We start from the raw sequence: 16,314 nt of genomic DNA on the forward strand, positions 1-16,314 counted from the left end.
AAATCATTACCTTGCAACTATCTGCAGTGGCTGCAAACGCAGCTCTGGATAGTAAGGCAGGATATTGCATGAGTAAGGTATTCAAAAGTTTGATGCGTGACACAGTAGGTGATCAAGTCACGTGGACAGAGGAGTGGGAGAAGGCAAGCCGGGCAAAGGCCGAACTTTTTGCAATTATCGACGCGATGCCGAGCGTGCACGATATCTTGCGTAATATGCTTGAAACGGAATTGAAGCGCTTGGGTAAAAGTGTTGATATCGATAAGGTATATATCAATACGGACCCTGCTTTTGCGCCCAGTGATAACCGTCCGTCGGGCTCTCTTTGGCAGGTGACGCTTTATTGCGTGGACAATAATGTTACCCCCGGCTACATCATGGGCGGTGACGGCGTATTTGTGCTGCCGGACACGTTGGACAATCAATTCAAAGTCAGCGGGCTCACTATTTTTGTTGTCGAAGATCTGATCGCGGCAGTGACTGCCGGACTGGAAAAAACGCTGCGAGCCGAGATCGGGAAGTTTTGGGCGGCAGCGGTGAAATCCATACACCCTGAAGCGCTATCGCTGTCCAACAAACAGGCGTTTATTCAGGCGTACGCTTCGGTGACAAGTGCTGAGCTATCGCTATCGGTCATGGCCAACAATTTCGATGCCCACTGGGGCGAGCGGTTCGCTTCTCTGCTCGACGCGGAGACAGGCCGCGGAATGTTTGAAGTCAGCCTGCAACCACGACGGGATTATCTCGATTCGCTCCAGCCCTGTTTCGTTCTCGACAACGCTGAGCGCCCGGATGCAGAGATGAAACTGCTCAATGAGTCGACTTGCTACCTCATGCACACGCCTGAGAACGGCTTTGAGTTTTTTGAGAAAAACACCGACTTGCATCGCCAGCTTCAGGCTCGATTGTCCTTGCAAAGCAACCAGATCAACTACCCAAAAGCCATGCAGAATCCTCATGCCTACTGTGTTGAGGTTCATCTCAAAGGTCAGTTGGAGAGCGTATCGTTACTCTCCAATAGCCGTGATCAACTGGAAACCACGCTGACTTCCGTGCTGCAGGATAATCAAGGCATGCAGGTGCTGCGTTACGGTATCAACACCCGCTTTTATTTGCTGTGGGCGGCATTGAAACGGACGGAGTGGCCGCTTTGGCTGAAGCAAGCGAACGCTGATATACAAGTGCGTTACACCGAACTTGAGGCATCGAAAGATCAATACCTGGTGGATTATCAAAGCGCATCCGAGGCATGCTTTTCGTTTAAAGATTATGTGCTGCGTACGTTTTTGGAGTGGGCCGACAGGGTGCTGGGTGAACAACTGGACCCGCAATCCATCACCGTGCGGAGCTCGTACACTCTGCAGGTCGCAGGCCGCACCATTGACCACGAAGAAACCCGAACGCTGACCGAGTTCATTGTTTTCGGTCTGCATGATAACGGTTATCGCGCCAGTCTCAGCATCACAGGCGTACCCAGCGCAAGCCGGCTGACGCCCGCTGCGCTTGAGCAATGGTTGGTGCAGCGCAATCTGCGTCTGGATTTTGTCAGCGATCTTGCATCGTCTCCTTCTGTTGCATATCAGCAAGCCTATCGTGATTATTTATTCGGTCAGATGCAGTTCGAGTTGTTTGTTGCTCGACACTCAGGTGACCTTACCGACACTGACGCCAGGATTATTGCCCGGGCGATGGCCAGTGATTCGTCGGTTGCCATTCGCGGATTGAAAATCAGGCTACAAGCGCCAGCCTTGAAAGATGTACTTGTTTTCACCGCAGAAGGGTACTCGGGGTGTCTGCTGTTCTTGCGCAGTCCCGAAGGTCCGTTCAAGCTGCACAAGTTCGCCGACGTTTTTGCCATGAACCGCTGGATTGAGGCTGCGTTGTCCGCAAGCCGCGAATACGCAGCATTATTGGTTCACCCGGAGTATTTGCATGACGCAGGCGTCTTGCTCAATGGCACCGGCGCTAAACTGAGCTATCGGTACGAACTGGATACCACACTGGCCAATCTCGACCTCGATGCCAAAACACCATTAGTTGATTATGTAAACGTCGCTTACCGGGCCGAGGTTGCCCAACACAAGGCAATTGCGCCGACAGGTTATCGGGCGCTGGGGTTTCAAGGTCGCATGCGCTATTCCCGGTTGACCACTGAACTCAAGGCTCTTTCAACCGTCGATGCACGAGACAACGGTTTTCCATCGTTCGAGCAGTTCACCCATGATGCAGTGAAAGCTCAGATTGAAGAAATTTTGCGCGCTCGTGGGAGCGACGTTACTGTTGATCCTGATCGGATTATTGTTCAGACCGAAACGTTTCGTAAGAGCGTTACCGATCTCTTGCTTGAAGGAATCGCGTTTGAGGCGGTCGCTCCCGCCTACGAAACCAAATACAGCCCGAAATATTATTTGCTGAGTAACCACCCGGCGGTGGACAAGCTGGATATTCGTGATCTGTCTTCGCTGTCGAAAACCTTTCGACCCGGCGATAGATATACAGCGATGCTGAAAGAAAAGTTCCAGAACAAGGCGCATCCTGACTACGTATTCATACGTGCTGTACATGCTCGGAAAATCCGCTGTGAAATGCACCTGAATGCAGTCGCCGATTTTGTTGGCGGCAAGTTGTCGTCCGAAATTTTTTCTGCTGTTCAACAGGTGATCGATAGCCTGAAAGAAAGCGGCGCTTATCAGCCGATTGCGGACAATGTCTCTGAAGGCGACGTGGGTTTATATAAATTCAACATCGGTTCGCTCGGTTTGACGACGGCTTGGGATCGCACGGTAGGGGGCGTTTATATATTCCGCGTGAAACGGACCTCGGGCTTTATGAACTTGCTCTATACACCCGGCGCGCCAGATCTTGTCAGTTTCCGGCCAATCGCAGAATTCGTTCCCTCGATTCGCTTTCGACTCGGACCATTCAGGGAGTATTACAGCAAGCGAATATTGCTCACCGATCAGAAGGTGATCAACGACTATTTCGACAACCTTGTCGCAACCGTGGACAGCAAACCGCAGATCGGGACGCAGAATCGCGCGAAGCTGCCGGATCTCTACACCTTCCATGATGAGCGGGTGCGGCGGGTATTGAGTGATATCGACGAGCGCACTACCAGTCTGAATGAATTGATTGCCGGTCTTGTCTACGACAATCTATTGAAAGCTGCGAATATCGTCAGTTTGCTGGTGCCTCCGGTGGGAACGGTTGTAGTCGCCGTCCAGATGATGAAAAGCATCTATGACGCCTCGCAGTCGCACAGGCGAGGTGATTATGCCGCTGCACTGGGGCATGTAAAAGAAACCCTGACCGGACTGTTGACGCTGGGCAAGGCAGCGGCGGCGGGTGCGCCCGTCAAAGAAATCACCCATGCACAACGCTCGTTTCTCAGTCTGTTTGAAGACGCGCGCACGGTCGCCGAACTGGTTACCTATTACACTGGCCAGGAAGAACCCAAGGAGATGTTGATCGAGTTCTTCAAGACATTAATGGAGGGCGCCGAGTACGGGCTGAGTAAAACAACGGTGCGTTGATCATTACTGAGCACTTACGCGCTCGTTTACTCATTCGATACGCTGCTGTTCATACCCCATCCGCCAACTCACGGCCCGCGTCGCCGCCAGCAATCGCTGCGCCGCCGGGCCGTTTTCGTCGGCGTGAAACAGCGAGGTCGGGCCGACGATGGTCAGCACGGCGGCGATCTGCCCGATCGCGTTGAACACTGGCGCAGAGAGCGCATCCACACCCGGCATCAACAAACCATGCACATGATGCAGACCGCGTTCGCGAATCTGCTGACACAGCGCTGTATAGGCTTTTTCGTCTTTGAGCGGATGTTGCTCAACGCTGATCTCCTGCTCGCGCAGTTCATCGGTTTCCCGGTGCGGCAGGTAAGCACTGAACACCAGCCCCGTGGAAGAGCTGAGCAACGGCAGCACCGACCCCAACTGCGTCACTACCGTCACTGCGCGCACCGCCGGTTCGATGTGCACAACGGTTGCGCCCTGATTGCCCCACACCGCGAGGAAGCAGGTTTCGTTGAGTTCATCGCGCAGATCGGACAAGGGCAGGGCGGCGACTTTCAACACGTCCATGCTATTGAGTGCGGCCAGACCCACGCGCAGCGCCTCGCGGCCGAGACCGTAGTGGTTGGTGGCGGCGTTTTGCTCGGCAAAACCCGAGGCAATCAACGCCTGCAAATAGCGATGCACCTTGCTCGCCGGCATCTGTACGTGTTCGGCCAGGCGCGACAGCGAAGTGGACGGCGACAACTCGGCCAGGGCCTTGAGGATGTCGGTGCCGACTTCGGCGGAGCGGACTTTCTGTTTGCCGTTGCTGTCGCTGGTTTTTTCCATGGTGCTGGCGGGTTCCGGTTCGAATGGGCGTCTTTATAGCTTGACGCTGGATAGCGAGCAAATTACGTTATGCGTAATCAAATTACGATAATAACAACCCCGGCGTGCCGAAACCTCTGAGCCAGAGCGATGGGCCACTGCCGACTCCCTGTTCAGGAGGCTCCATGAACCTCGATTCAACCGCGCAGGCCCTGGCTTATCAGTCCGGCTTCGGCAACGAATTCAGCACCGAAGCGTTGCCCGGCGCGCTGCCCGTTGGCCAGAACTCCCCGCAAAAAGCTCCTTACGGTCTCTACACCGAACTATTCTCCGGCACTGCATTCACCATGGCCCGCAGCGAAGCGCGGCGCACCTGGATGTACCGGATCCAGCCGTCGGCGAATCACCCGGCATTCGTCAAACTGGAGCGGCAACTGGCGGGAGGGCCGTTGGGTGAAGTGACCCCCAATCGTCTGCGCTGGAATGCGCTGGACATCCCTGCCGCGCCAACCGATTTTGTCGATGGCCTGGTGAGCATGGCCGCTAACGCCAGCGCCGAAAAACCGTCCGGCATCAGCATCTACAGCTATACCGCCAACCGATCGATGGAGCGGGTGTTTTTCAACGCCGACGGTGAAATGCTGTTGGTGCCACAACTGGGTCGTCTGCGCATCGCCACCGAACTGGGTGTGCTGGAGGTGGCGCCGCTGGAAATCGCCGTGCTGCCACGCGGGCTGAAATTTCGTGTCGAATTGCTCGACCCACAAGCGCGCGGCTACCTCGCCGAGAACCACGGTGCGCCGCTGCGTCTGCCGGACCTGGGGCCGATCGGCAGCAACGGACTGGCCAATCCGCGAGATTTTCTGACCCCGGTCGCGGCTTACGAAAACCTGCAACAACCGACCACCCTGGTGCAGAAATTCCTCGGCCAGCTATGGGCCACCGAACTCAATCATTCGCCACTGAACGTGGTCGCCTGGCACGGCAACAACGTACCGTACAAATACGATCTGCGCCGTTTCAACACCATCGGTACGGTCAGTTTCGATCACCCGGACCCGTCGATCTTCACCGTGCTGACGTCGCCGACCAGCGTGCACGGTCTGGCCAATCTCGACTTCGTGATCTTCCCGCCGCGCTGGATGGTCGCCGAAAACACCTTCCGGCCGCCGTGGTTCCACCGCAACCTGATGAACGAATTCATGGGCCTGATTCAGGGCGAATACGACGCCAAGGCCGAAGGTTTCGTGCCCGGTGGCGCCTCGCTGCACAGCTGCATGAGTGCCCATGGCCCGGACGGCGAAACCTGCACCAAAGCAATCAATGCCGAGCTCAAGCCCACGAAGATCGACAACACCATGGCCTTCATGTTCGAGACCAGCCAGGTGCTGCGCCCAAGCCGCTTCGCCCTCGACTGCCCACAACTGCAACCCGATTACGACGCCTGCTGGGCCACGCTGCCCGCCACGTTCGACCCGACCCGGAGATAACCCATGACTCAGCCTTCCATCACCCTCAGTTGGGTCGCTTCGGCCAACGGCCACCGTGACTTCCCGTTGCAGAACCTGCCGCTGGGGGTGTTCAGCATCAACGATTCGGCGCCGCGCGCGGGCGTGGCGATTGGCGAACATATCTTCGATCTGCAAGTAGCGCTCGAGGCCGGTCTGTTCGATGGCGTTGCGCGCAGCGCCGTCGAAGCCATGCGCGGAGGGCAGTTGAACGCGTTCTTCGAACTGGGCCGTGCGGCGCGTGTTGCCCTGCGCTCTCGCCTGCTCGAACTGTTCAGCGAAGGCAGTACCCTGCGTAGCAACATCGAAGCACAAGGCGCGAAACTGCTGCCGCTGGCTGCCGATTGCCAGATGCACCTGCCGGCCCGGATCAGCGATTACACCGACTTCTACGTTGGTATCGAGCACGCGCAGAACGTCGGCAAACTGTTCCGCCCGGACAATCCCCTGCTGCCCAATTACAAGCACGTGCCGATCGGTTATCACGGTCGGGCCTCCACCGTGCGAGCCTCCGGCACCGCGGTGCGTCGACCGAAAGGCCAGACCCTGCCGGCCGGCCAGAACGAGCCGACTTTCGGCCCCTGCGCGCGCCTGGACTACGAGCTGGAGCTGGGCATCTGGATCGGCCCGGGCAACGAGATGGGCGAGCCGATCGCCATCGGCGATGCGGCCGAGCACATTGCCGGTTTCTGCCTGCTCAACGATTGGTCGGCCCGCGACATCCAGGCCTGGGAGTACCAGCCGCTGGGGCCGTTCCTGTCGAAGAGTTTCATCACCAGTGTCTCGCCATGGGTGGTCACGGCCGAAGCGCTGGAGCCATTCCGCACGGCGCAGCCGGCGCGCCCCGAGGGCGATCCGCAGCCGCTGCCCTACCTGTTCGACAAGCGTGATCAGGACGGTGGCGCCTTCGACATCGAACTGGAAGTGCTGCTGCTCACCGAAGCCATGCGCGAGCAAAATCTGCCGGCCCATCGCCTGACCCTCAGCAACACTCGCTACATGTACTGGACTGTCGCGCAAATGGTCGCGCATCACAGCGTCAACGGATGCCAGTTGCAGGCCGGCGACCTGTTTGGCTCGGGGACCTTGTCCGGCCCTGAGAACGGTCAGTTCGGCAGCCTGCTGGAAATCACCGAGGGCGGTAAAAAGCCTATCGAATTGGCCTCCGGCGAGGTGCGCAAATTCCTTGAAGACGGTGACGAAATCATCCTGCGCGCGCGTTGCGCCCGCGACGGTCATGCCTCGATCGGCTTCGGCGAATGCCGTGGCACCGTGATCGCGGCGCGCTGAAGGAGCCGCTCATGGATCTCTATACCTACTACCGCTCGACCTCGTCGTACCGGGTGCGAATCGCGCTGGCGCTCAAGGGCCTTGATTATCAGGCGTTGCCGATCAACCTGATCGCGCCGCCGGGTGGCGAGCATCGGCAAGCGGCGTACCTGGCGATCAATCCACAGGGCCGGGTGCCCGCCTTGCGCAGCGATGACGGCGAATTGCTGATCCAGTCACCGGCGATCATCGAGTACCTGGAGGAGCGTTATCCACAGGTGCCGTTGTTGCCGGACGATCTGGTGGCGCGTGCGCAGGCGCGCGGTGTCGCGGCGGTGATCGGCTGCGACGTGCACCCGCTGCATAACGTCAGCGTGCTCAATCGCCTGCGTCAGTCGGGGCACGACGAAGCGCAGGTGACGGCGTGGATCGACCACTGGATTGCCCAAGGGCTGGCGACGGTGGAGCAATTGATCGGTGACAGCGGTTTCTGTTTCGGCGAATGGCCGTGCGTGGCGGATGTGTACCTGATCCCGCAGTTGTACGCGGCTGAGCGGTTTAATGCCAGCCTCGACCATTATCCGAAAATCCGCCGGGTCGCCGCGCTCGCGGCCGAACACCCAGCGTTCATCAAGGCCCATCCCGCCAACCAGCCTGACACCCCGAGATAACCCTTTAAGAGATAACCCTGTGGGAGCGAGCCTGCTCGCGAAGAACGCTAACGCGGTCTGCCAGTCAGACCGAGGCGTCCGCTTCGCGAGCAGGCTCGCTCCCATGGGCTTGCACAACAGTATTTCAGTGGACGACGGAGTTGGGCGGCAGGTGGCCGAGTCGTTCGGTCAGGCGCAGGCGCTGGATCGGATCGTCACTGAGCAGCAACGCATGCTCCAGGTCGAAGCGTTCGGCATTCGGGCAATCAAGGCGCTGATACAGACTGGCTCGGGCCAGATAGTCGGCGGCAGTGGCGTCGCCCAGTTCGAGTACGCGCTCGGCGTCGATCAGGGCGGCGATGAAATTATCGTGGGTCAGGTGCAACTGGCGCAGGTTGCGCGACAGGCGCTGGAGCATCTGCACTGGTGTCGCGGTCAGCAGGTGCTCGGCTTTTAGTTGCAGGTTCGGCCCGTACTGGCGCTGCAACAGTTCGCGACAGTCATTGGGGTACAGGCGGCGCCCACCGCAGGGATCGAGCAGGTGATCGGCACCGGGTACGCGCAGCAGGAAATGCCCGGGAAAATTGACCCCGACCAGCGGTATTTCCAGGCCGCGGGCCAGCTCCAGCGCAATCAGCGCCAATGCCAACGGCTGGCCACGTTGCGTCTCTAACACGCGATGCACCAGCGCCGCCTGTGGGCGCAGCGGCAGGAAGTCGTCCTGAGCGAATCCCAGATCGACCATGCGGCGTAGCAGCGGTTGCGCCAGTTCGCTGACCGGCAGCATTGGCAACCCGTAACTGATCCGTTGTTGCAGTGCCTTGAACGCTTGCAGCAGTGCTTGCGGTTCCACCGCTTTGTCGTGCTCGGCGGCGATCCACAGCGCGGCTTCCAGCAGCGCCGGCGGCGAACGGTGCAGACACTCGAAAAAACCTTGGCGCGGACTCATCGAAATCTCCCTCGAATGCCTCGTTTTAGCCCCGTCCGTGGCGTTCGTCCAGTCGCCGGCGGCGTGGCATGCCGGATATGCCGCAAAGGCAGTTTGTGCAGGGTCGCTTATTCCGGCGCGCTCCAGCAATTTTCAGGGGCAAGCCTATACTGGCGTTCTACAAGAAGTGATTCGGGAGCCCGATGATGTTCGCTCTCATGCAAAGCACTCGCCTGGAATCGCTGCACCTGAGCGTGGACCCGGTCTCCGGGTTGAAGGCGGTCATTGCCATCCATAACAGCCGTCTCGGGCCAGCCCTGGGCGGATGTCGTTACCTTGCCTATCCCGATGACGAATCAGCCGTCGAGGACGCCATTCGCCTGGCCAAGGGTATGAGCTATAAAGCGGCGCTGGCCGGTCTGGCACAGGGCGGTGGAGTCGCGGTGATTGTGCGCCCGGTCCATGTAGAAAACCGTGGAGCGTTGTTCGAAGCATTCGGCCGCTGCATCGATCAGCTCGATGGCCGTTACATTACCGCCATCGACAGCGGCACCTCGGTGGCCGACATGGATTGCATCGCCCAACAGACGCAACACGTCACCAGCACCACTTCCGCGGGCGACCCTGCGCCCCACGCGGCGATGGGCGTGTTCACCGGCATTCGCGCCACGGCCATGGCGCGGCTGGGCAGCGATAACCTCGAAGGGTTGCGCGTGGCGATTCAGGGCCTGGGTAATGTCGGCTATGCGCTGGCCGAGCAACTGCACGCGGCCGGGGCCGAGCTGCTGGTCAGCGACATCGACCACGGCAAGGTGCAATTGGCGATGGAGCAACTCAACGCCCACCCGATTGCCAATGATGCGCTGCTCAGCACGCCCTGCGACATTCTTGCGCCCTGCGGCCTGGGCGGTGTGCTCAACAGCCACACAGTCGCGCAACTGCGCTGCTCGGCCGTGGCCGGCTCGGCGAACAATCAACTTTCGCATCTTGATGTGGCTGACCAGCTGGAGCGGCGCGGCATTCTCTATGCGCCGGATTACGTGATCAATGCCGGCGGCCTGATCTACGTCTCGCTGAAACATCGCGGTGAAGAATTGCCGACCATTACCGCGCACCTGTCGAAAATCAGTTCGCGATTGACCGAAGTCTTCGCCCACGCGCAAGCAGAAAAGCGTTCGCCGGCGCGGGTGGCAGACGAGTTGGCCGAGAAGGTTTTGTATCGATAAATGTCAGGCATCAAAAAGGCCCTGAGCGTTTCGACTCAGGGCCTGTTCAATTCGGGCTTCGATTACTTCGCTGCCTTCGCCGCTTTGACCGGTTTCACCGGCGCTTCTGCCGCTTCAGCCTCGTCCGCTTTCTCGACCGGTTCAGCCGGCGCGTTGATCAGCTCCGACAGCGCATCGGGCTGGCTCTTGAACGCCCGGGCGAACACATCGCGATTCTTCGCCATGTAGATCCCGGCTTCTTCCACTTGCTGTTCAGTCAGGGACGGAACGGCTTTTTGCAGCACATCGGCCAGATATTCGGCCAGTTCGAGCATTTTGTCATGACGGTCAGCTTCGGCTTTATCCATGAACAAGCGCTCCAGATCTCGGCTGCTGCGGTATACCACTTCGACGGCCATTCACCACCTCACATGCCTTCACGTTAAGTTGTCTTGACGACTACTGTATCCATATACAGCGAAAAGGATAAGCGAATCCCTGCGTCATGGGTAGTGGCTTTTCAATGTAGACCGGATTTTCGGTTTGTCAGGGGGCGTGTCGTTGGCATTCGCGAGCAGGCTCGCTTCCACAGGCGGTGCGACCAAACGCCACGGCGCGGGATCTGCAACGGATCGCCATGATGCATGGCCCTGAATCTGCATGAAAAAAACGCAGAAGGGCCTATGCGCAAAACCGTCACGTCCAACACGCATCATCCGCTCGAATCGGGCTAAGGAACATCATCGTGAGAATCAACTGGGCCGAGAAACTGCGGCAAAACGTGCACCAACTGGCCGAGTCCCTGGGCAACCTGTTCGTCGAGACCTTTCACTATCTGGCGCTGTTCGCCATCGGTGCGGTGACGGCGTGGGCGGCAGTGATGGAGTTTCTCGGGATGCTCGAGGAAGGCCACATCAAGATCGATGACATCCTGTTGCTGTTCATCTATCTGGAATTGGGCGCGATGGTCGGGATTTATTTCAAGACCAACCACATGCCAGTGCGCTTCCTGATCTACGTGGCCATCACCGCGCTGACCCGTCTGCTGATTTCCAATGTCTCGCACCACAACCCGCCGGACATGGGCATCATTTACCTGTGCGGCGGGATTTTGCTGCTGGCCTTCGCCATCCTTGTGGTGCGTTACGCTTCGTCGCAGTTCCCTTCGGTGAAGATCGAAAAACCGCAACGCAAACTCGGCGCCGGTTCCAGCGAACATCCCGAAGTCGAAAAAGGCGAGCTTTAAAGGCCCGCCGCCTGGCCCGACGGGCCTTTGGTTCGAGGCGGTGGCGGGGTGAGCCCGGCGCCGCGAGTCATGGCTTCGAGAATCGTCATGGCGCTGTGGCCCTGCTCGATGGCGATGCCGAACTGGATACTCTGCACCAGCCGTTTCAACCTTTGCGGATCGTTGCGCTGTTCGGCGCTGATCATGCGTTTGGCCACGATTCGGCCGCTGTTGGACAGGGTCAGCATGATGCTGCCGTCCAGACCCTGGATGCTCAGGTTGATTTGATAGTCCGGCGCGAAGGCATCGGTAATGATCTGAAATGGGTTGTCCATGATGCGTCACCGCCTGATTGAACGTGCAGTTGTTGACCGGCCATGATCCGATTTGGTTCGCCAAACCGGATCACCGGCATTCCGTAGCCTGTAGCGTTGCTTCATGTGGGGGGCTGTCGAAGGCTGCGATCTTTTGCGCTTGGCTGTGTTGATTTCGATCAGGTGAATGAAATCAGTGCAGTCTTTCGGCGCTCCGGCAGGGAAGTAGCAAGGGCTGTGCCGAGAAAATTGTCGAACAATGAACACGGGCATGAAAAAGGCGAACCGCCAAGGTTCGCCTTTTTTATCTGGCCTGTTTCAGGGCAGAAATGAGTAGATGATCGCTGACAGTGCAATGAGGCCGATCAGCACCACAAACACGTTGGATACCTGGCCCGAATACTGGCGCAAGGCCGGCACGCGGCGGATGGCGTACATCGGCATCAGGAACAACAGGCAGGCAATCACCGGGCCGCCGAGGGTCTCGATCATCCCCAGAATGCTCGGGTTGAACGTGGCTACGGCCCAGCAACTGAGGATCATGAACAGCGCGGTGGCGCGGTTCAGCCAGCTCGCCGACATCACCCGGCCACGGCTGCGCAGGCTTTTGACGATCAGGCCCTGAAAGCCTTCGCTGGCGCCGATGTAGTGGCCGAGGAAGGATTTGGTGATTGCTACCAGCGCGATCAGCGGTGCGGCATAAGCGATGACCGGTGTCTGGAAGTGGTTGGCCAGGTACGACAGGATCGAAATATTCTGCGCTTTCGCTGCCGCCAGATCCGCCGGTGACAGCGCCAGCACGCAACTGAAGCAAAAGAACATCACCGTGACGACCATCATGCCGTGGGCCATGGCGAGGATGCCGCTGCTTTTGCGTTCGGCCTGCGCGCCATAACGCTGTTTCTGATCGACAGCGAAGGCGGAAATGATCGGCGAATGGTTGAACGAGAACACCATTACCGGGATCGCCAGCCACAGTGTCTTGAGGAACACCGACAGCGGCATGGCCTCCTGAGCGCTGGCGAAGAAGGCGCCGTTCCAGTTCGGGATCAGGCTGAACGCCAGCAGCAGTAAGGCCGCGACAAACGGATACACCAGCACGCTCATGGCTTTGACGATGACACGCTGGCCGCAGCGCACGATAACCATCAGACCGAGGATCAGCGCCAGCGACAAGATTGCCCGTGGCGGCGGGGCGATCTGCAACTGGTGTTCGAGGAAGCTGCTCAGGGTGTTAGTCAGCGCCACGCTGTAGACCAGCAGGATCGGGAAGATCGCAAAGAAATACAGCAGCGTGATCAATTTGCCGGCGCCGATGCCGAAGTGTTCTTCAACCACTTCGGTGATGTCCCCGGAGCGTCCGGACAACACGAACCGCGTCAGGCCCCGGTGCGCGAAGAAGGTCATCGGGAAGGCCAGCACGGCCAACAGCAGTAACGGCCAGAATCCACCGACACCGGCGTTGATCGGCAGGAACAAGGTGCCGGCACCGATGGCGGTGCCGTACAGGCCCAGCATCCAGGTGGTGTCGAATGTGCTCCAGCCCTTGTCGGCCGTTTCTGTCTTTTCTGTGCGCGGTACAGCGGGATTTTCGGCAGCAGGTGTACGTACATCGGTCATCGGTATCGCCTCGTTATTATTCTTGCTCGGGCTCACGTGTTACGGACGGCAGGGGAGGCTCCTCAGCACTCCACCCAGCTCACGGCCAGGCCGCCCCGTGAAGTCTCTTTGTATTTGTCGTGCATGTCGGCGCCGGTGTCGCGCATGGTGCGGATCACCCGGTCGAGGGAAATGAAGTGGTTGCCGTCGCCGCGCAGGGCCATTTGCGTGGCATTGATGGCTTTCACCGCAGCAATGGCATTGCGCTCGATACACGGCACCTGAACAAGACCGCCGACCGGGTCGCAGGTCAGGCCCAGGTTATGTTCCAGGCCGATTTCGGCGGCGTTTTCCAGTTGTTCCGGGGTGGCGCCAAGTACGTCGGCCAAGCCTGCGGCGGCCATGGCACAGGCCGATCCGACCTCACCCTGACAGCCGACTTCGGCGCCGGAGATAGAGGCATTCTTCTTACACAGAATGCCGACGGCGGCCGCGCCGAGAAAGAACGCGACGACGTCATCCTCCGACGCATCCGGATTGAATTTCATGTAGTAATGCAGAACCGCCGGAATGATCCCTGCGGCACCGTTGGTCGGCGCGGTCACCATGCGCCCGCCGGCAGCGTTTTCCTCGTTGACGGCGAGGGCGAACAGGTTGACCCACTCCATCGCCGACAGCGTCGAACTGATGACATTCGGTTTGCCGATTTCCAGCAGGCTTCGGTGCAGTTTCGCCGCACGACGCGGAACATTCAGGCCGCCGGGGAGGATGCCTTCGTGGCGCAGGCCTTGTTCGACGCACTCGCGCATCACTGACCAGATGTGCAAAAGGCCTTGGCGAATCTCGGTATCGCTGCGCCACGCCCGCTCGTTAGCCATCATCAGCTCGGACACGCGCAGATTGTGTTTTTTACACAGCGAGAGCAGTTCGGCGGCGCTGGAAAAGTCGTAAGGCAGCACCACGTCACTGGCCGGCGCGACGCCGGATTCGGCTTCGGCCGCTTCAATGATGAAACCGCCGCCCACCGAGTAGTACGTTTGCTCGAACAGCTTCGCGGTTTCGCCAAAGGCTGTCAGAGACATGGCGTTGGGATGGTAGGGCAGGCTCTCGTCCAGCAGCAGGAGATCGTTTTGCCAGTTGAAGGCAATCGAGCGCTGGCCGGCCAGTCGGAGTTGACCGTCCTCGCGCAGTTGCCGGATGCGCGGATCGATGGTCGACGGATCGATGCTGTCCGGCCATTCGCCCATCAATCCCATGACTGTGGCGCGGTCAGTAGCATGGCCGACGCCGGTAGCCGACAGCGAGCCGTACAGACGGATTTCCACACGCCGTACGTCGTTGAGCAAATGTTGATCAATCAAGGCCTGGGCAAACGTTGCGGCGGCGCGCATCGGGCCGACGGTGTGGGAACTGGACGGACCGATGCCGACTTTGAATAGATCGAAAACGCTGATAGCCATGCTAAACCCTGACAAGCAATGGAAGAGGAATCGCTGCCATTTTTTGTAGGACAAGCGCAATGTCGGCGATACTGCCTGCCTCGGTCCTACGTGACCAACGAAATTTCCTAAGAAAGCCTTTAGCAGGACTAAACAATGAGTCGTCAATTGCACGCGCAGACCTATGTCTGGCTGCAGGTGTTTTCCTGTGCCGCGCGGCACCTGTCGTTCACTCGCTGCGCGCAGGAGTTGCACATCACCCCGGGCGCGGTCAGCCAGCAAATCCGCCAGTTGGAAGAGCGCCTGGGTTTCCGGCTGTTCCATCGACGGGCACGCGGCGTGGAGCTCAGTGCAGAAGGACAGCGGCTGGCGATGACGGTCAACGAGGCTTACGGCAGTATCGATGCCGAACTGCGTCGGCTGGACGCCGGCATGATCAGCGGGATTTTGCGGGTGCGTTCGATTCCGTCGTTTCTCAGCAAATGGTTGACCCCGCGCTTGCCGCGCCTGCAACAGCGCTACCCGGACATCCAGTTGCGCCTCGTGGCGGAGGACAGCAGCGTGCCGTTGCACGAGGGCGATTTCGATCTGGCGATCGACCTGAACGATGGCAGCTATCCGGGATTGCTATCCACAGCCTTGCTTGATGAGCAGATCTTTCCGGTGTGCGCGCCGAGCCTGTTGCGCGGACGACCGCCACTGCACGGGCCGGCGGATCTGGGGCATTTTCCGTTGCTGCACGACATCACCGCCTGGCGCGGCAGTTACGAATATGCGGAATGGGAATTCTATTTGAATGCGATCGGTTTCGAGGGCGCCGACGTCCGGCGTGGTCACACTTTCAACCGCAATCACCTGACCATCGAAGCCGCCATCGCCGGCATGGGCGTGGCGATCGCACGACGTACCTTGCTCAACGATGAACTGGAACGCGGCACGCTGATGGTGCCGTTCGGGCTGTCCGTGCCCAATCACAAACGCTATGTGTTGCTGTATGCGCCGGGGGCGTTGAGCCATCCAGGCGTGCGTGCGGTGCATGACTGGGTGGTAGAAGAGGCGGGCATTTTTCGCAGTTTGCACCCGCTGAATGACGGGCAGTCATGAGCAGATTTTGCCAAGCGGCGAGGCGACCCGACTCCCGACCTTACCAGCGCTTCGCTCGGTTGTCCGGCTTTTTTTGCGAATGAATATTTATCTTTTTTCAGGGGTTGAAATGTTCGCCGCTCGGGCCGATTGTTGTAATCAAGGGGTCACGAAATCCTGTTCCAGGCCCCTTGCGAGCTAGCTGAAATAAGGGATGAACTATGCAAATCCAAGTCAACAGCGATAACCATATTCAAGGCAGTAAGCGACTGGAGGAGTGGGTACGTACAACTATTGAGAGCACGCTCGAACGTTATGAAGAAGACCTGACCCGTGTCGAAGTTCACCTGAGCGACGAGAACGGTGAGAAACCAGGTCCCCATGACTTGCGCTGCCAACTGGAAGCGCGGCCAAAAGGCCACCAACCGATTTCCGTGACCCACAAAGCCGATTCGCTGGAGCTGGCGATCGACGGCGCTGCCGAGAAGCTCGAGCACGCCCTGGAACACCACTTCGGCAAAAAACGAGGCAAACCACGCGCCGCTGTAGTGCCATTCGAGCGCAAAGCGAATGACCGGTTGCTGGAGGAAGAATTTCTCGAAAACGAACAGGCAGCGATCAACAGTTGATGCGCTGATTTCATAAGCCACCCCAATGAGAACGGGCCTGCGATTGCAGGCCCGTTTTTGTTTTTTGCGGCTGGATTTAGAGTCTGGCGTGATAAAGCAGACCCCCACCCCAGCCCTCTCCCAGAGGGAGA

13 protein-coding genes and 1 pseudogene are annotated in these 16,314 nt (G+C 58.9%); 8 read left to right on the forward strand and 6 right to left on the reverse strand.

The window, feature by feature from the left end:
- The first annotated feature begins 68 nt into the window (after nt 1–68).
- Entirely contained in the window at nt 69–3,533 is a 3,465-nt protein-coding gene (locus HU765_RS01110; protein ID WP_186618720.1) for a DUF6543 domain-containing protein, read from the forward strand.
- A 30-nt stretch (nt 3,534–3,563) separates the two neighbouring features.
- Here HU765_RS01110 and HU765_RS01115 read toward each other — a convergent pair whose 3' ends face one another.
- Nucleotides 3,564–4,355, reverse strand: coding sequence for an IclR family transcriptional regulator (locus tag HU765_RS01115; RefSeq protein ID WP_186618721.1), 792 nt, complete (start codon nt 4,353–4,355; stop codon nt 3,564–3,566).
- 164 nt (nt 4,356–4,519) lie between these two features.
- Between HU765_RS01115 and hmgA the strand changes: the two genes are divergently transcribed.
- Genes hmgA through maiA form a run of 3 tightly spaced genes read left to right on the forward strand, consistent with a single transcriptional unit; the run spans nt 4,520 to nt 7,782 of the window.
- On the forward strand, nt 4,520–5,824 hold the full coding sequence (hmgA, locus tag HU765_RS01120; RefSeq protein ID WP_186618722.1) for a homogentisate 1,2-dioxygenase: 1,305 nt from the start codon (nt 4,520–4,522) through the stop codon (nt 5,822–5,824).
- A 3-nt stretch (nt 5,825–5,827) separates the two neighbouring features.
- The gene (fahA, locus tag HU765_RS01125) at nt 5,828–7,132 is read left to right on the forward strand and encodes a fumarylacetoacetase (RefSeq protein ID WP_186618723.1); all 1,305 of its coding nucleotides are present in this window, start codon (nt 5,828–5,830) and stop codon (nt 7,130–7,132) included.
- Between the two features lie 11 nt (nt 7,133–7,143).
- Nucleotides 7,144–7,782, forward strand: coding sequence for a maleylacetoacetate isomerase (gene maiA, locus HU765_RS01130; RefSeq protein ID WP_186618724.1), 639 nt, complete (start codon nt 7,144–7,146; stop codon nt 7,780–7,782).
- 124 nt (nt 7,783–7,906) lie between these two features.
- Here the strand turns inward: maiA and HU765_RS01135 are convergent, their stop codons facing one another.
- Entirely contained in the window at nt 7,907–8,710 is an 804-nt protein-coding gene (locus HU765_RS01135) for a transglutaminase family protein (protein WP_186547211.1), read from the reverse strand.
- A gap of 185 nt (nt 8,711–8,895) precedes the next feature.
- Here HU765_RS01135 and HU765_RS01140 point away from each other — a divergent pair, with 185 nt between their 5' ends.
- Complete coding sequence (locus HU765_RS01140; protein WP_186618725.1) at nt 8,896–9,915, forward strand: Glu/Leu/Phe/Val dehydrogenase; 1,020 nt, start codon at nt 8,896–8,898, stop codon at nt 9,913–9,915.
- 158 nt (nt 9,916–10,073) lie between these two features.
- On the opposite strand, the pseudogene HU765_RS01145 reads toward HU765_RS01140, so the two are convergent.
- A pseudogene (locus tag HU765_RS01145) lies at nt 10,074–10,313 on the reverse strand (YebG family protein); the annotation flags it as partial.
- A 326-nt stretch (nt 10,314–10,639) separates the two neighbouring features.
- On the opposite strand from HU765_RS01145, the gene HU765_RS01150 reads away from it, so the two are divergent.
- Nucleotides 10,640–11,140 (forward strand): phosphate-starvation-inducible PsiE family protein, encoded by a 501-nt coding sequence (locus tag HU765_RS01150; protein WP_186547208.1) that lies wholly within the window; start codon nt 10,640–10,642, stop codon nt 11,138–11,140.
- Here HU765_RS01150 and HU765_RS01155 read toward each other — a convergent pair.
- The 3 genes from HU765_RS01155 to HU765_RS01165 form a co-directional block, all read right to left on the reverse strand.
- Nucleotides 11,137–11,454: a DUF3509 domain-containing protein gene (locus HU765_RS01155; protein ID WP_186618726.1), complete on the reverse strand. Its 318-nt coding sequence runs from the start codon at nt 11,452–11,454 to the stop codon at nt 11,137–11,139. The genes HU765_RS01150 and HU765_RS01155 overlap by 4 nt on opposite strands.
- 297 nt (nt 11,455–11,751) lie before the next feature.
- Complete coding sequence (locus tag HU765_RS01160) at nt 11,752–13,053, reverse strand: serine/threonine transporter (RefSeq protein WP_186618727.1); 1,302 nt, start codon at nt 13,051–13,053, stop codon at nt 11,752–11,754.
- Nucleotides 13,054–13,115: 62 nt separating this feature from the next.
- Entirely contained in the window at nt 13,116–14,492 is a 1,377-nt protein-coding gene (locus HU765_RS01165) for an L-serine ammonia-lyase (protein WP_186618728.1), read from the reverse strand.
- Nucleotides 14,493–14,627: 135 nt separating this feature from the next.
- Here HU765_RS01165 and HU765_RS01170 point away from each other — a divergent pair, with 135 nt between their 5' ends.
- Both HU765_RS01170 and HU765_RS01175 read left to right on the forward strand, forming a co-directional pair.
- The gene (locus tag HU765_RS01170; protein ID WP_186547204.1) at nt 14,628–15,575 is read left to right on the forward strand and encodes a LysR substrate-binding domain-containing protein; all 948 of its coding nucleotides are present in this window, start codon (nt 14,628–14,630) and stop codon (nt 15,573–15,575) included.
- 200 nt (nt 15,576–15,775) lie between these two features.
- Nucleotides 15,776–16,183, forward strand: coding sequence for an HPF/RaiA family ribosome-associated protein (locus tag HU765_RS01175; RefSeq protein ID WP_186618729.1), 408 nt, complete (start codon nt 15,776–15,778; stop codon nt 16,181–16,183).
- Nucleotides 16,184–16,314 lie beyond the last annotated feature (131 nt).

The organism is Pseudomonas sp. SWRI81 (assembly GCF_014268545.1).
GTDB lineage: Bacteria > Pseudomonadota > Gammaproteobacteria > Pseudomonadales > Pseudomonadaceae > Aquipseudomonas > Aquipseudomonas hamedanensis.

Excerpts from the sequence above, each read along its gene's own strand:
- HU765_RS01110 (WP_186618720.1), top strand. The coding sequence starts at position 69 with ATGAGTAAGGTATTCAAAAGTTTGATGCGTGACACAGTAGGTGATCAA.
- HU765_RS01115 (WP_186618721.1), bottom strand. The coding sequence starts at position 4,355 with ATGGAAAAAACCAGCGACAGCAACGGCAAACAGAAAGTCCGCTCCGCC.
- hmgA (WP_186618722.1), top strand. The coding sequence starts at position 4,520 with ATGAACCTCGATTCAACCGCGCAGGCCCTGGCTTATCAGTCCGGCTTC.
- fahA (WP_186618723.1), top strand. The coding sequence starts at position 5,828 with ATGACTCAGCCTTCCATCACCCTCAGTTGGGTCGCTTCGGCCAACGGC.
- maiA (WP_186618724.1), top strand. The coding sequence starts at position 7,144 with ATGGATCTCTATACCTACTACCGCTCGACCTCGTCGTACCGGGTGCGA.
- HU765_RS01135 (WP_186547211.1), bottom strand. The coding sequence starts at position 8,710 with ATGAGTCCGCGCCAAGGTTTTTTCGAGTGTCTGCACCGTTCGCCGCCG.
- HU765_RS01140 (WP_186618725.1), top strand. The coding sequence starts at position 8,896 with ATGTTCGCTCTCATGCAAAGCACTCGCCTGGAATCGCTGCACCTGAGC.
- HU765_RS01155 (WP_186618726.1), bottom strand. The coding sequence starts at position 11,454 with ATGGACAACCCATTTCAGATCATTACCGATGCCTTCGCGCCGGACTAT.
- HU765_RS01160 (WP_186618727.1), bottom strand. The coding sequence starts at position 13,053 with ATGACCGATGTACGTACACCTGCTGCCGAAAATCCCGCTGTACCGCGC.
- HU765_RS01165 (WP_186618728.1), bottom strand. The coding sequence starts at position 14,492 with ATGGCTATCAGCGTTTTCGATCTATTCAAAGTCGGCATCGGTCCGTCC.
- HU765_RS01170 (WP_186547204.1), top strand. The coding sequence starts at position 14,628 with ATGAGTCGTCAATTGCACGCGCAGACCTATGTCTGGCTGCAGGTGTTT.
- HU765_RS01175 (WP_186618729.1), top strand. The coding sequence starts at position 15,776 with ATGCAAATCCAAGTCAACAGCGATAACCATATTCAAGGCAGTAAGCGA.